At 65.6% G+C, this 14,783-nt stretch carries 9 protein-coding genes; 5 read left to right on the top strand and 4 right to left on the bottom strand.

Annotated features, from left to right (window positions below):
* The 5 genes from BEN49_RS02580 to BEN49_RS02560 all read left to right on the top strand — a co-directional run.
* Window positions 1–1,392, top strand: a 1,392-nt coding sequence (locus tag BEN49_RS02580) for a sensor histidine kinase (RefSeq protein ID WP_125916448.1), incomplete at its 5' end; no start/stop codon positions are given.
* 119 nt (window positions 1,393–1,511) lie between these two features.
* On the top strand, window positions 1,512–1,709 hold the full coding sequence (locus BEN49_RS02575) for a hypothetical protein (RefSeq protein ID WP_070740332.1): 198 nt from the start codon (window positions 1,512–1,514) through the stop codon (window positions 1,707–1,709).
* A 603-nt stretch (window positions 1,710–2,312) separates the two neighbouring features.
* Window positions 2,313–6,242 carry a DUF8818 domain-containing protein gene (locus BEN49_RS02570; protein ID WP_125916446.1) on the top strand — a complete coding sequence of 1,310 codons (3,930 nt, stop codon included), beginning with the start codon at window positions 2,313–2,315 and terminating at the stop codon, window positions 6,240–6,242.
* A 214-nt stretch (window positions 6,243–6,456) separates the two neighbouring features.
* A complete protein-coding gene (locus BEN49_RS02565; protein WP_070740326.1) occupies window positions 6,457–8,133 on the top strand; it encodes a sodium/sugar symporter in 1,677 nt (558 codons plus the stop codon).
* Window positions 8,134–8,224: 91 nt separating this feature from the next.
* The gene (locus BEN49_RS02560; RefSeq protein ID WP_070740323.1) at window positions 8,225–8,731 is read left to right on the top strand and encodes a cupin domain-containing protein; all 507 of its coding nucleotides are present in this window, start codon (window positions 8,225–8,227) and stop codon (window positions 8,729–8,731) included.
* 17 nt (window positions 8,732–8,748) lie between these two features.
* Here the strand turns inward: BEN49_RS02560 and BEN49_RS02555 are convergent, their stop codons facing one another.
* The 4 genes from BEN49_RS02555 to BEN49_RS02540 all read right to left on the bottom strand — a co-directional run bounded on the left by BEN49_RS02555 (window position 8,749) and on the right by BEN49_RS02540 (window position 14,676).
* On the bottom strand, window positions 8,749–9,693 hold the full coding sequence (locus BEN49_RS02555) for a DUF6807 domain-containing protein (protein ID WP_204376033.1): 945 nt from the start codon (window positions 9,691–9,693) through the stop codon (window positions 8,749–8,751).
* 133 nt (window positions 9,694–9,826) lie between these two features.
* Window positions 9,827–11,194 (bottom strand): Gfo/Idh/MocA family protein, encoded by a 1,368-nt coding sequence (locus tag BEN49_RS02550; protein WP_070740320.1) that lies wholly within the window; start codon window positions 11,192–11,194, stop codon window positions 9,827–9,829.
* Window positions 11,195–11,228: 34 nt separating this feature from the next.
* Window positions 11,229–12,596: a 3-keto-disaccharide hydrolase gene (locus tag BEN49_RS02545; RefSeq protein ID WP_070740339.1), complete on the bottom strand. Its 1,368-nt coding sequence runs from the start codon at window positions 12,594–12,596 to the stop codon at window positions 11,229–11,231.
* 367 nt (window positions 12,597–12,963) lie between these two features.
* On the bottom strand, window positions 12,964–14,676 hold the full coding sequence (locus tag BEN49_RS02540; protein ID WP_070740317.1) for a family 20 glycosylhydrolase: 1,713 nt from the start codon (window positions 14,674–14,676) through the stop codon (window positions 12,964–12,966).
* Between the last annotated feature and the right edge of the window lie 107 nt (window positions 14,677–14,783).

Below are 14,783 nucleotides of genomic sequence, written 5' to 3'. Positions count from 1 at the left end.
GCTGGCCAGCACGCCAGCCCTCATCTTCGAGGCCGGGCTGCTGGGGCCCCTGCTCAACCCCGAGGCCGTGGCCACCCTGCGCGAGCGCGGGGCCCCGCGCTGCTGGCCAGCACGCCAGCCCTCATCTTCGAGGCCGGGCTGCTGGGGCCCCTGCTCAACCCCGAGGCCGTGGCCACCCTGCGCGAGCGCGGGGCCCCGCGGGCCCTGCTCACGGAGCAGGCCGGCTCGCTGGCCTTTACGGCTTTGTACCTGCCGGTGCGGGCCAGCGTGGGCGAGGTGGCCGACAGCGTCGGCTACCCGCTGGCCGGGGCCCGGCGCCGCGTGCTGGCCGACGATGAGTTGCTGCCCGACGACGCGGCGGGGCCCATTGTTGGTTACGTGGGCATTCCGTTTTTCGACTCTGCCAAGAACCTCGACACCAAGCTCACGGGGCTGTTTACGACGCTGCTCAACATCGTGACGCTCATGTTTTTGCTGTTTCTGGGGCTGGCCTTTGTGGCGGCGCGCCAGCTCACGGCGCCGCTTAAGCGCATCACCGAGCGGCTTACGCGCACCACGCTGACGGGCGAGAATGAGCCGATTCCGTACCGCAGCAGCGACGACGAGATTGGCCTGCTTGTGCGCGAGTACAACGCCATGATCGGCAAGCTGGAGGCCAGCCGCCGCGAGCTGGCCGCCCAGGAAAAAGAGGTGGCCTGGCGCGAAATGGCCCGCCAAGTGGCCCACGAAATCAAGAACCCGCTCACGCCGATGAAGCTCAGCCTGCAATTTTTGCAGAAGGCCATTGCCGAGCGCCGCCCCAACGCTGAAGAGCTCATCGGCCGCATCAGCCAGACGCTGATTACGCAGGTGGACGTGCTGAGCGACATCGCTACCTCCTTCAGCACCTTCACCAACCTGCCCGCCATGCGCCCCGAGCGCCTCGACGTGGGGGCCGTGCTGCGGCAGTCGGCCGACTTGTTCCGGCAGAGCGGCGACGAAGACGGCGAGCTGCGCCTGGAGCTGCCGCCCGACGGCACCACCTTCACCGTGTTTGCCGACGAAAGCCTGCTGGTCCGCACCTTCAACAACCTGCTGCTGAACGCCAAGCAGGCCGTGCCGCCCGGCCGCCCGCCCCGCCAGACCGTGGCCCTGCGCGCCGAGGGCCCCCACAAGGTGCTCATCACCATCGCCGACAACGGCATGGGCATTGCCGACGACGTGCGCCCCAAGGTGTTCGTGCCCAACTTCACCACCAAGGAAACCGGCTCGGGCATCGGGCTGCCGTGGCCAAGCGCGGCATCGAGAGCGCCGGGGGCCGCATCTGGTTCGAGACGGTGGTGGGGGAGGGTACCCAGTTTTACATCGAGCTGCCGCTGGCGGGCTGAGGCCGCCGCCCCGGCCGGCAAATGATTTTGAATAACTGTAATACCAGTATTTATAACCGATAATATTGAATAAATCAGTGTTTTAACGCTAGCTGTGCGGCTTGTTGATGACGAATTTTGTGGTGCATCTTTCCGCCTGCTCCCATGACCTATAATTCCAAGTTCGGCCCGAGCGCCCAGACCCCCGAGCAGCGGGCCTGGGTATTGTCGCAAATGCAGACCGCCATCCCGAGCCTAAAGGCCAGGGTTACGGACTACGCCCGGCAGGTGTATGCCCGCTACGTGGCCGGCGAATTGAGCTGGCCAGAGGTGCGCCAGGCCCTGGATGCTGCCCAAAGCTGAGTTATTATATTGTGTACCAGTCGAATAGTGCGCGAAATTTTACTAAGCTCAGCTGTTTCTAAGTACGTTGCCTTGCATTCGGACCACCATTTCTGGCTACACGCGTCCGCCCTTTCTATTCCCTGTTTCAAGGCATTGCCCTAGAAGACCTGTGGCACGACAACGACGCGTGTCCCATTGGCCAGCGCATTGCCCCGCCGACCGCATCGCCGGGACGGACGACATCCGCAAGCGTTGCCCGTACTGTGCGCTGCTGGACAAGCCGTTGGGGGCAGTGAAACGCTAGGCTGAAGGCCCTGGCCATGCGCTCTAGCCTGTGGCCAGCGCTACGTGGCGCATGTGGGGCAAGCCAGTACGCACACCGACGCAGTGGCCGTTCAGTTTCCGGCCCCGGTGGTGGGCCGGCTCGAGTTGCAGGTATTCCAGGGGCGGGCCGAGGTCGAGGACTAACTGCGCACCTGCTGGTGGCGTTAGCGTGCGGAACTGATTTTGCCCGGGCCAGCCGGACATTTTGCGGTGAATGGATGAGCCTTGGCACGAAACCCCGGCTCGACGGCGTTACGGCCGCGTTCCGACCTTTACTGCATGGCCCACCTGTACCGTATGCGCTTTCCCTGGCTGGGCCTGCTCGCAGCGGTGTGGGCCGTGCTGAGCGCGCTGGAGGCCCAGGCCCAGGAAAAACCGGCCCTGCCCGCCGCGCCGGGGGCTCCAGTGCCCGCGCCAGCCTTGGGCATCCCGGTCCTGGGCACGCCAGCCCTGGGCACGCCCGCCCTGGGGGCCCCGGCACTCGGCGCGCCAGCCACAGCTGCGCCTATCGTGGGGGCCCCGCGCATGGCCACCACCGCGGTGCCGCCACCCAGCAGCCGGCGCTGCCGCTACCTGCGCCTGGCCCTGGGCCGCGACACCACTGACTTTGCCCTGGCCGATACGCTGACCATCGTGCCCGCCTCGGTGACGGCCGCCGACGGCCGCGCCGTGCCCTACGACGCGCGCATGGGCCGCTACCGCTGGGTGCGCCCCGCCCCGCGCGACAGCGCCGGGGCCCCCCGGCCCGATTCGGTGCTGCTGTGCTACCGGGTGCTGCCGCTGCGGCTGGAGGCGGCCCGCTTTCGCCGGCCCCTGCGGTTGATGGACAGCCTGGACTTCCGCCGGGCCCCCATCGGGTACGAGGATTTTTCGGTGAAGGAGCAGATCCTCAACACGCCGGGCATCAGCAAAACCGGCAACCTGGCGCGGGGCGTCAGCTTCGGCAATACCCAGAACGTGTTCGTGAACTCGGCCCTGAACCTGCAACTGGAAGGCCAGCTCACGGACGGCATCCACCTCACGGCGGCCATTTCCGACCAGAACGTGCCGTTCCAGCCCGAGGGCAACACCCAGCAGCTCCAGCAGTTCGACAAGATTTACATCACCCTCACCAGCAAGCAGGGCAGCCTGACGGCCGGCGACGTGGTGCTGCGCAACAAGCCCGATTACTTCCTGCGCTACTACAAAAACATCCAGGGCGCGGCCCTGGAGGCCAACTTTGGGCCCCCGCTGCCGGGCTTGGTGAGCGGTCCCGCAGCCCAGGGCGTGGCCAACACGGTGTTCCTGAATGGCCAGCCTGGGCAGCTGCCGGTGGCCCCGGGGGGCGCGGTGCCCACCCTCAACCCCGCCACCATTAGCCAGCCCCAGCTGGCCGATCCCAACCGGCAGGTGCCGCTGGCCGGGGCCACCGCCACGGCCAGCGGGCGCACCGCCAAGGGCCTGGCCTGGCAGTCGTCCACGGCCGTGGCGGGCGGGGTGGCCAAGGGCAAATTTGCCAGCCTGGAGGTGGCTCCGCTCGAGAACGTGCAGGGCCCCTACCGCCTCGTGGGGCCCAACGGCGAGCAGTACATCATCGTGCTGGCCAACTCGGAGCGCGTGTACCTGGATGGCCGCTTGCAGGTGCGGGGCTACGACGCGGACTACACCATCGACTACAACCTGGCCGAGGTCACGTTCACGCCGCGCCACCTCATCACCCGCAACTCGCGAATCAAGATTGACTTCGAATACTCTGACCTCAACTACTCCCGCTCGCTGTATGCCTTGAGCCACTACCAGCAAGTGGGTAAGCTGAGCCTGCACGCCAACTACTACCAGGAAGCCGACAACCCCGACAACGCCGCCAACCTGGAGCTGAGCCCCGCCGACCGCCTGCGCCTGCGCGCCGCCGGCAATGTGGCCGCCGTGGACGCGCCGGGCGGCGATTCCACGGCCTTCAACCGCACCATTGTGCAGTACCACCGCGACGTGCTGCTGCCGCCGGGGGCCCTGGTGCCGGTGGCCGTGTTCACCTACGTGGGGGCCACCTCGCCCATTGACTCTACGCGCGGCGTGTACACGGTGCGCTTCACTGACCTGGGCCAGGGCAACGGCGACTATGTGGCCAGCACCCGGTTTGTGGCCGCCAACGGGCGCGTGTACGAGTACGTGGCCCCCGTGGGCGGCGTGCGCCAGGGGCGCTACCAGCCCGTGCGCCGCCTGCCCACGCCCCAACTCAAGCAGCTGGTGAGCGCCGGGGCCAGCTACGAAGTGGCGCGCGGGGCCACCGTGTTTGTGGACGCGGCCACCTCGCGGCTCGACCGCAACCGCTTCTCGCCCGAGAGCGACCGCGGCGGGGCCGTGCGCGTGGGCTACGTCGTGCATGACCGCCACCTGAACCTGCCCGGCCTGCGCGACTACCGCGTGCGCTCGGCCCTCGACTACGAGTACACGGCCCCGCGCTTTGCCCCGATTGACCGCTACCGCGACATCGAATTTGACCGCAACTGGAGCACGGCCAGCACGGTGCAGGGCAACGCCGTGGGCGGCGTGCCGCGCGAAGACAACGTTTTGAACTTCAGCGTGGGGTTAGTGAAGAACGTGAACAACAGTTTCAGCTACCGCCTCAGCAAACGCTACCGGCCAGGTGAGGTGAACGGCATCCAGCATTGGCTCGACGGGGCCCAAAAATTTGGGGGCCTGGAGCTGCGCGGCTCGCTGTTTGTGCTGAATTCCGACGCCGGGCGCTTCCACTCCAGCTGGGCGCGGGGCGAGGGCACGGCCCGCTACGTGGGCGGGGCCCTGGTGCCGGGCTACGCCTACCGCTTCGACAAAAACCGGGTGGCCCTGCCCGGCGGCGACAGCACCAGCACGGTGAATTACTTCGACGAGCACAACGTGTTTTTGCAGAGCCGCGACTCGGCCCGCACCAAGTTCCGCCTCGACTACAGCTACCGCCGCAACCAAGGCCCCACCGCCGACCGCCGGGCCCTGGCCGAGCGCAGCGCCGCCCAAACCTGGCAGGGCAGCCTGGCCGCCCGCCCTGGCCGCACCCAGGACCTGCGCATCGTGGCTACCTACCGCAGCCTGGCCCAGCGCGACAGCGCCCTGAGCCGCACGGCGCTGGGCAAAATCGACTACAACGTGGGCCTGTTCCAGAACCAGGTGCGCTCGGAGCTGAGCTACAGCGTGGCCACCGGCCGCGAGCTGCGCCGCGACTACTCCTACCTGGCCGTGCCCGCCGGCCAGGGCACCCACTACTGGCAAGACGCGCCGCCCTACGACGGCATCCAGCAGAAAAGCGAGTTTTTTGAGGCCCAAACGGCTGATGCCCAGTACCGCACCTACATCAAGGTGTACCTGCCCACCGCCGATTACCTCACCGCCTTCACCAACCGCCTCAGCTACCGCCTCACCACGGCCGCGCCGCGGGGCTGGCGTGAGGCCGGCGGCTGGCGGGCGGTGGCCGCGCGCTTCGCCACCCTCAGCAGCGTGACGGTGGACCGCCGCACCGCCAACCCCAGCCTGGTGCAGCGCCTGAGCCCCTTCGGCTACGGGCCCCAGGACGACCAGCTGCTGGCCTTCAACCAGTTGATGCGCAACACCGTGTACTTCAACCGCTCCAACCCCATCTTCGGGGCCGAGTTCACGGTGCAGCAAACCCAGCAAAAAACCCTGCTCACCCAGGGCTTCGACCTGCGCAACCTGGCCACCCAGAGCCTGCTGGTGCGCCGCACCCTGGCCCAGTTCGTTACGGGTCGCCTCACCCTCACGCGCGACATCCGCGAGGCCCAGAGCGACTACCTCACCACGGCCACCACCACCCGCAACTTCCGCCTGCTCAACTACAGCGTGCAGCCCGAAATCAGCTACCAGCCCTCGCCCGCCCTGCGCCTCACCGCCACCTACCTGCGCACCAGCCGCCGCAACGTGCGCGACGACGCCTACTTCGGCACGGCCGGCGTGTTTGATGAGCTGGGCCTCGAAACCCGCGTCAGCCAGGTCAGCAAGCGCACCCTCACCGCCGCCACCCGCTTCACCCGCGTGGCCTTCGACGGCGACCCCAACTCGGCCGTGGGCATCGAAATTCTCAACGCCCTGCGCCGCGGCGCCAACTTCACTTGGAACCTGAACGTGGAGCAGCGCCTGAGCAACGGCCTGAACCTGACGCTGGCCTACGACGGCCGCAAAGCCAACGGTCTCAACGCCGTGCACACCGGGCGCATGCAGGTGGCGGTGCTGTTCTAGGGCCCCGGGGCCCCAAACCAGGGCCAACTATCGGAATCGTTTGCCGCGGAAAGCACGAAAAAAATACCGGTTTTTGCGGGGATTCTTACAAAATATGAGCACCTTCGCCTTTTAGAAGGCAGTCGAGTTGGTCAAATTGGGCCGGGCTTGTGCGTCTTTGGTTGCCGTTTTCGTCCCATCCTCCCGCCCGTGCGGGTCCCCACCCACTTCCAGTATGCAGCAACACTATCTCTCCACGGCGGATTACGTCGTATTTCTCATCTACTTCTTCGTCGTTTCGGGCTACGGGTTGTGGATTTACCAGCGTAAGAAGTCCGAAGCCAGCGGCTCGAAGGACTACTTCCTGGCCGAAGGCTCGCTGACGTGGTGGGCCATCGGCTCGTCGCTGATTGCCAGCAACATCTCAGCCGAGCAGTTCGTGGCTATGTCGGGCTCGGGCTTCAAAATGGGCCTGGCCATTGCGGCTTATGAGTGGATGGCGGCCGTCACGCTCGTGGTGGTGGCGGTGTTCTTCATTCCGGTGTACCTCAAAAACCGGATTTTCACCATGCCGCAGTTCCTGCACCAGCGCTACAACGGCACGGTGGCCATGATCATGGCCGTGTTCTGGTTGCTGCTCTACGTGATTGTAAACCTGACCTCGATTCTCTACCTGGGGGCCATTGCGGCCAGCACCGTGTCGGGCATCAACCTCAACGTGTGCATGTACGCCATGGCCTTTTTCGCCATCATCATCACGCTGGGCGGCATGAAGGTGATCGGCTACACCGACGTAATTCAGGTGTTCTTCCTGGTGCTCGGCGGCCTGGCCACCACCTACTTGGCCATCAACTTGGTCTCGGCGAAATTCGGTACCACGGGCGTTTTCAACGGCCTGCACCTGATGTACACTCAGGCCAACGACCACTTCCACATGATTCTGAAGCCCGACAACCCGAGCTTCATCGACCTGCCCGGCCTGACGGTGCTGCTCGGCGGCCTCTGGATCGTGAACCTCAACTACTGGGGCTGCAACCAGTACATCACGCAGCGCGCCCTGGGCGCCGACCTGCCCACGGCCCGCGGCGGCCTGCTGTTCGCGGCCTTCCTCAAGCTCATGATGCCCATCATCGTGGTGCTGCCGGGCATCGCAGCCTTCATCCTCTACAAGCAAAACGTGTTCGGTGCCGGCGAATTCATGCAGGGCGGCGAGCTGAACCCCGACCGCGCCTACCCGGTGCTGCTCAACATCCTGCCCTCGGGCCTCAAGGGCCTCTCGTTCGCGGCCCTCACGGCGGCCGTGGTGGCTTCGCTGGCCGGCAAGGCCAACTCCATCGCCACCATCTTCACGCTCGACATCTACAAGAAAGCCATCAACCCCAACGCCTCGGAGAAGACGCTGGTGAACACCGGCAAAATCGCCGTCGTGGTGGCCATGATCCTGGGGGCCCTCATTGCCCCGCACCTGGGCATTGACAAGAAGGGTGGCTTCACCTACATCCAGGAATACACGGGCTTCGTGTCGCCGGGCATTTTCGCCATGTTCATCCTGGGCTTCTTCTGGAAGAAGGCCACCTCGTCGGCAGCCCTGTTCGCCACCATCGGCGGCTTCCTGCTCTCGGTCGTCCTCAAGTTCCTGCCCGGCTACGCCGACCTCTCGGGCCTGGCCCCATTCGGCTACGCCGTGCCCGTGAACGGGGTGTACGAGATTCCGTTCCTCGACCGCATGGGCTTCGTGTTCATCTTCTGCATCGTGGGCATGGTCATCATCAGCCTGCTGGAAAGCCGCCGCACCACCCGCACCGGCGGCCTGGAAATCGATACGTCGATGTTCCGGCCCAACCCCACCTTCACGGCGGGGGCCCTGCTGGTGCTCGGCATCGTGGTGGCCCTGTACTCGGTGTTCTGGTAAGAATTTCTGCCATCTTTACGGGCCGCTTGCCTGCGCTTGGCGCGGGCGGGCGGCCCGTTTTTTTGTCCCTTCCCTCACCTTTTTCTTTCTTATGAGCACCCCCGACCCCCAAAAGCACCTCGTGTTTGAGGAAGTAGCCCAGCGCCTGCGCGGCGAAGGTTTCGGCATCGACAAGCAGGACGAAACGCGCCCCTGGGGCGGTTTCTTCGTGATCGACGAAACCCAGGCCCAGCAGTTTGCCGACAAATACTTCGACGGCCTCTCCATCGAGGGCCTGAAAATCTCGGGCAAGCTCAGCCCCAAAATCCTGATCGTGGCGCCCTTGCAGCGCCTCTCGTGGCAGTACCACCACCGCCGCGCCGAAATCTGGCGCGTGGTGCAGGGCCCCATCGCCGTGGCCACCAGCGAAACCGACGAGCAGCACGAGCCCAACTCCTACGGCCCCGGCGAGCAAATCACCCTGAAACAGGGCGAGCGCCACCGCCTCATCGGCCTCGACGGCTGGGGCATCGTGGCCGAAATCTGGCAGCACACCGACGCTGACAAGCCCTCCGACGAGGACGACATCGTCCGCGTGCAGGACGACTTTGGCCGCTAGGCCAGGGCCCCCGCCGGCTATTTGCTGGCCACGGTGCGCTTGGCAAAGTCCGCGGCGGCGGCATTTAGCTGCTTGGCCGATAGGGTTTGGGGCCCCGCATCAATGAGGATGCAGTAGCGGAACGTGACGGACTCGCCTTTTTTGAGCGTCAGGTTCTTGGCGGCTTTGCCTTCAGTAAAAATCTTTTCGCCCAACGGGTTAGCTGCAAATAGCCCGTAGCCGCGGGCGTGCCAGAAGGTGGGGTAGTTTGGGTTTTTGGGGTGGTCAAGGATAGCGACGCTGACCGAGTCGGCGCCCATTTTGCCGTACGCCTTGCACCACACGCCGCGCGTGCTCCAGGCGTCGTTGCCGCGTTTGCCGGCGCTGGTGAGGTAGCTGCCGGTGGCGGTGCGGTCGGTGCCGGCCTTCACCACGGTCACGATGCCCTTGTCGTCGGTGTATTTTTCGTCTTTGTCCGACGGCATTTGCAGCGCGTGGGCTAGGCGCAGGCCCAGCAGCCCATCCTTGGCGTCGGTGAACGTCACGTCCACGGCCGATTTCAGCGTTGTAATCCGGTCGATGGTGCGCGCCCGGCTCGTGCCGCTGAACTCGAAGCGCGTGGTTTCTTCCAGCAGCACCTCATTTTTTTGGTTAGTCCAGTTGGCGTGGTAGGCCAGGGCCCCAACGGGGCCGCTGGTGGTAGCCAGAATCCGGTCGGTTTTGATCCAGCCGTAGCTGCCTTTTTTCTCCTTCGGAATGGCGTAGGAGTTATTCCAAAAGTCCAGCCCGTTCACGTTCTCAAAATTGAACCACGTGCCGAGGTGGTGCGGGTGGTCGGTGGGGTCGCCGGGCTGCGGGTTGAGCGGGAAGCCGCGCGTCACCACGGTGCCGTTGGCGGCGCGCAGCGGGTACAGCACCGGCTTCTCCAGCGAGTCGGGGTACAAGAAGCTGGTGAAGAGCTTGTTGCCCACAAATACGTCCACCTTCGGGCCTGAGTGTCTTGGGTGACGCGCACGGGCTCAGCCTTTTGGGCCCTGGCTTCGGCCAGGGCCCCCAGCGCTAGCAACAAAGCGCCGACGCTGGATGACGTGAATCGGTTCATTGGGGGCGCGGCGGCTAGTACTTGAACACTTTGCCGCCCACCATCACTTCCTGCGTCTTTTCATCAAACGTGGCTTTGAGCCCGGTGTGGGCGGCGGCCGTGGTCATGATGTTGGCGATGGAGTGGCTGTAGCCGGCCTCCACGGGGGCGTGGGGCTGCTGGCGGCTGCGCACGCACTCCATCCAGTTGCGCACGTGGTTGGAGGTCAGCACGTCGCCGCCGGTGTTGGCCGAGGCCACCGCCGCGGCGGTGTTGGCCAGGCTGAACTCGGTCAGCAGGTTGGGGGCCAGGTGCATAGCATCGGCGTGCTGCTTGGTGAGGCCGCCCTTGGGCGAAACCTTGTTGGTAATCAGGTTCAGCTCGCCGCCGTTGGAATAGTAGATTTCGGCCGGATTCTCGTCCCCGTTGTCCATCCGCGAGCCAAACGTGACCTGGAAGCCCTCGGCCGGGTTATCCAGGGGTCCGTAGTCGAACACCGCTGTCAGGGTGTCCCAGTTGCGGCGCCCGTCCTTCCACATGTAAATGCCGCCGTTGGCCACCACGCTGCGCGGGTGCGCCAGGCCCGTGAACCAGTGCACGGTGTCAATCTGGTGGCTCATCCACTGGCCCGGCAGGCCCGACGAATAGGGCCAGAATAAACGATATTCCAAGTATTTGCGCGGGTCGTAGGCCTCGGCAGGGCGGTTCATCAGGTAGCGCTTCCAGTCCACGTCGGCCTCGCGTAGCTGGGCCACCAGCTCGGGCCGCCGCCAGCGGCCAGGCTGGTTCACGTTCCAGGTCAGCTCGACCATTTTGATAGGGCCAAACTTGCCAGACTTGATGAACTGTTCAGCGGCGATGTAGTTGTCGCCGCTGCGGCGCTGCGAACCGATTTGCACGATCTGCTTCGCGCCCTTGATGGCTTTGAGGGCGGCCCGGTTGTCGGCCATCGTTTCGGCAAAGGGTTTCTCCACGTAGGCATCGCAGCCGGCCTGCACGGCCTCAATGGCGTGCAGCGCGTGCTGAAAATCGGCGGTGCCGATGAACACCGCGTCCACGCCCTTGCTGGCGTACAGCTCGTCGTTGTTGCGGTAGGCGGCCACGTTGTGGCCCAGCTTTTCCTTCCACAGGGCCGCGCCCTCCAGGCGGCGCTTGCTCCAGATGTCGGACACGCCCACCACGTCGAAGTTCAGCTCCTTATAGTGGTTGAGGAAACTGGGCATGTGCGAGTTGCGGTGGCGGTCGGAAAAGCCCACCACGCCGACCCGCACCCGGTCGTTGGCGCCCATGATGCGCTTGTAGCTGCTGGCCGACCAGGCCAACGTGGGCGACACCAGGGCCCCAGCGCTGGCCAGGGCCGCTTGCTTGAGAAACAGACGGCGGGGATTGGGTTCGTTCAGCATGGGGAAAGTGGGTGGGAAGGGGGGAAGGAAGGGATTACAACTGCTTGATTTTGATGCTCCGGAACGATACCTCGTTGCCGTGGTCTTGCAGCAAAATGTGGCCCTGGGGCGCCATGCCGAAGTTGGGCCAGACGTGGTACTTGCTCTGCGCCACCAGGTCCAGGTACTCCTTGGAGCCGCGGGTGTACTCCAGCACCTTCAAGCCGTTCAGGTAGTGCTCCACCCGGTTGTCGGGGTACACCACCACGCGGCCCACGTTCCATTCGCCAATGTGGTGGATAAAGCGCGGGTTCTTGAGGGACGTTTTTAGGTCGTAGAGCGAGGCAATCGTCCGGTCGCCGTCGCGCCCGAGCTTGGCGTCGGGGTGCAGGGCGTCGTCGAGCACCTGGTATTCCAGGCCGATGGCCGAGCCCTCGGTTTTCTCGCTCAGCGTCACGAAGTACTTCACGCCGCTGTTGGCCCCGGGCGTCAGCTTGAACTCGAACGACAAATCAAAGGCCTTGTACTGAGCGTTCGTGATGATGTCGCCGCCGTTGGCCGCCTCTTTGCCAGCCGAAGGCTGCACGGTCATCGTGCCCTCCGTCACCTGCCAGCCCTTGGCTGGGAAAGTGGGCCCCTTGGCGCTGCGCCAGCCCTGCGCCGATTTGCCGTCGAACAGCAGCTTCCAGCCGTGCTGCTGCTCGTACGCCGTCAGGTAGTTGGGCACGAAGTTGACCACGTAGATGTCCGCCGGAAACGCGCTGGGCTTCAGGTTGGTGGTCTTGATTTTGATGTTTTTGAAGTAGACCTTCTTGCCTTCCTGCTCCTTGGTGGTGATGCCGTGCACCTGCAAGCCGATGAAGCCCTTGGGGTCCACGGGGTCCACCACGTAGGCCACGGGGATGTTGTTGACCCACGTCTTCATCTCGTTGCCGATGCACTCCACCCGCAGGTGATTGTACTGGCCCACCTTGAAGGCCGTTTTGGCCGCCGGGTGCAGGTCGAGCGGGTACAGCCACTGGCGGCGGGCCTCGTCGTACACCCCGCCCGACCAGCTGCGTTCGGACGGGTCGATTTCCAGCTGCCGGCCAAACACCACGCCCTTGTGCTCCGGGGTGTCGAAGTGGCTGCGGGTCTGCACGCCCGAGTTGCTCACCGGGCTCTCAATCATCAGGTCCAGCTCCAGGGCAAAGTCCCCGTATTCCTTCTCCGTCACCAAAAAGGTGTTGCCGGAGTTCATTACGGTGGTGCCCACGATGGCCCCGTTTTCTACTTTGTAATCGGCCGTGCCGGCCAGGCGTTTCCAGCCCGTCAGGGTTTTGCCGTCGAACAGGTTTTGCCACGAATCGGTGGTTTGGGCAAAGGCCGGGCGGGGGCTGGCAAACGCCAGCGTTGCTGCCGCTACGCCGGCGGCAAGGGTCATCAGTTTTTTCAAAGCGGTGGGTTTTTTTGGAAGGACCCATAAATAAAGGCACAAGCAGCTGATTCGCAAGGCTGGCCGGGGCCCCGGGGAGCTGGCACGGCTGCCCGACGCCCGGTCAGGAGGGCCCCACGCCCCGGAAAGCTCGACGCGCCCGGCCACTACCACCCAGCGCGCCAAGCCACTGGTGCCCCAGGTTGCTTGCGTGTCCGCCGCGGTTCTTTTATTCCCACGGCCGGCCGCTGAGGTGCGGCCAGCGACTGCTTTGCCCGCGCGTGGCTGGGGCCCCGGTGAGCTAAGCCCCCGGCCGCCACACCCCCAAAAAGCGGCGCGCCGACTGCAACCGCGTGCAGGGCCCTGGCTGGCGGCGCTACAACCCTGCCAGCCGGCGGGCGGCCTTCACCACGGCCAGTTCGGCTTGGCCGGCGGGCAGTTGGGCGTCGTCGAGGATGGCGCGGGCCGTCATTTGCCACACGGGCATGGCGGGCTGGTTGGCCTCTAGCTGCGTGAGGCGCTCGAGCAGCACCGTGGCCAGGGCCCCCAGCCGCGTCGAGAGCGGGGCGTATTCGCTCAGGGCCGGGGTGGCCAGCAGCATCGGTTGCAGCGCCGCGTCGTTGGCCTGCCAGCGCAGCAACTGGGCGCGCAGTTGCACCAGCTGCCGGGCCAGGGCGGGCGGGCGCACGGGGGCGGCCAGGCCAGCCAGCACGCTGTCCACGGCCGTGCCAAACTGCCGGGCCACGTCCGATTCGGCCGGGGCGGCGTCCACGAGGCGGGTCAGGGGCGTTTGGGTGGTGTACTTAAAGCCTTGGAAATGGCGCTTGTAGTCCTTCACTGGTTCCAGCACGGCGGCCAGCGTGCTGAGGGCCCCCAGGGCCCCGGGCGGCGCCATTTGCCGCAACAGCTGGGCCGGGGCCCGGCGGTGCTGCAGGCCCAGGCCTTCCAACTGCGTGGATACCAGGGCTAGGCGACGGTACATATCGGGCACGTCCTGGGTGGTGGCCTGGGGCGACCACAGCCGCTCGGCCACCGCCGCGGCCCGGGGCCACACGCGCGAATCGTAGATGACGGAATCGGCAAATTCGCTCCACATGGCCACTTCGCCGCCTAGCACCAGCAACTGCTGGGCCGCGCTTAGGGGTGTGCCGGCGGGCAGCGGGTCGGCGGCGTAGTGGGCGGCGGCGGGGTAGTTAAGGTCGAGGTAGTAGCCGTTCGACAGCAGGGCGCGGTGGCCCAGGCGCACGGCTTCGTTCAGGCCCTTGGCGCCGCGCCAGCTTTGGATGACGACTTCCTGGGGTAGATCGGGGCCCAAAATTTCGTCCCAGCCCACCATCGTTTTGCCGCGCGCGGTGAGAATCGCCAGCATTTTGCGGTTGAAGTAGGTTTGGAGCTGGTGCTTGTCCACGACGTCGGCTGTGCCGGCTTTTAGCATCTTGTTGTCGCGCATGAACGCCACAATGCGCGGGTTGCGCCGCCACTGCCGCCCGTCGTTTTCGTCGCCCCCGATGTGGAAATACGGGTCCGGGAACAGCCCGCTCATCTCTGTCAGCAGCGAATCGAGGAAGGGGTACGTGCCGGGCTTGGTGGGGTCGATGGCGATGTTGAGCAGGCCCCAGCGCACGGGCACTTCCTTGATGGAGTCGTTCGAAGCCACCCGCGGGTAGGCCGCCACCAGGGCCCCGGTGTGGCCCGGCAGGTCGAACTCGGGCACCACCCGGATGCCGCGCGCCGCGGCGTAGGCCACCACCTCGCGCACCTGCGCCTGGGTGTAGTAGCCGGTGGCGCCGGCCACCTGCTGCAAGCGCGGCATTAGCTTGCTCTCCACCCGAAAGCCCTCGTCGTCACACAAATGCCAGTGCATTACGTTCAGCTTCACGGCCGCCATGCCGTCGAGGTTGCGCTTGACCACGGCCACTGGCAGGAAGTGCCGGGCGGGGTCAATCAGCAGTCCGCGCCAGGCAAAGCGCGGCTGGTCCACTACGTCGGCCTCGGGCAAGTAGCGGCCGGCTTTGTCGAAGCGCGGGAGTTGCTCCAGCGTGGCCAGGGCCCGCAGCACCCCCAGGCCGGTGGGCGCGTCGATGAGCACGCCGCCGGGCGTCAGGCGCAGGCTGTAGCGCTTCCTCGCCGGGGCTGGGTGAGCTGGCCCGCGCGCCCGTAGCGGATTTGCAGCACCAGGCCCGGCGTTTTGGCCAG

Source organism: Hymenobacter coccineus (assembly GCF_001816125.1).
GTDB lineage: Bacteria > Bacteroidota > Bacteroidia > Cytophagales > Hymenobacteraceae > Hymenobacter > Hymenobacter coccineus.
The sequence above is the reverse complement of the archived record's forward strand: the minus strand, read 5'-3'. Positions and strand labels throughout refer to the sequence as shown.

What these genes read in the sequence shown, in the direction of transcription:
- BEN49_RS02545 (WP_070740339.1), bottom strand. Translation starts at nt 12,596, where the DNA reads ATGACCCTTGCCGCCGGCGTAGCGGCAGCAACGCTGGCGTTTGCCAGC.
- BEN49_RS02570 (WP_125916446.1), top strand. Translation starts at nt 2,313, where the DNA reads ATGCGCTTTCCCTGGCTGGGCCTGCTCGCAGCGGTGTGGGCCGTGCTG.
- BEN49_RS02560 (WP_070740323.1), top strand. Translation starts at nt 8,225, where the DNA reads ATGAGCACCCCCGACCCCCAAAAGCACCTCGTGTTTGAGGAAGTAGCC.
- BEN49_RS02565 (WP_070740326.1), top strand. Translation starts at nt 6,457, where the DNA reads ATGCAGCAACACTATCTCTCCACGGCGGATTACGTCGTATTTCTCATC.
- BEN49_RS02550 (WP_070740320.1), bottom strand. Translation starts at nt 11,194, where the DNA reads ATGCTGAACGAACCCAATCCCCGCCGTCTGTTTCTCAAGCAAGCGGCC.
- BEN49_RS02575 (WP_070740332.1), top strand. Translation starts at nt 1,512, where the DNA reads ATGACCTATAATTCCAAGTTCGGCCCGAGCGCCCAGACCCCCGAGCAG.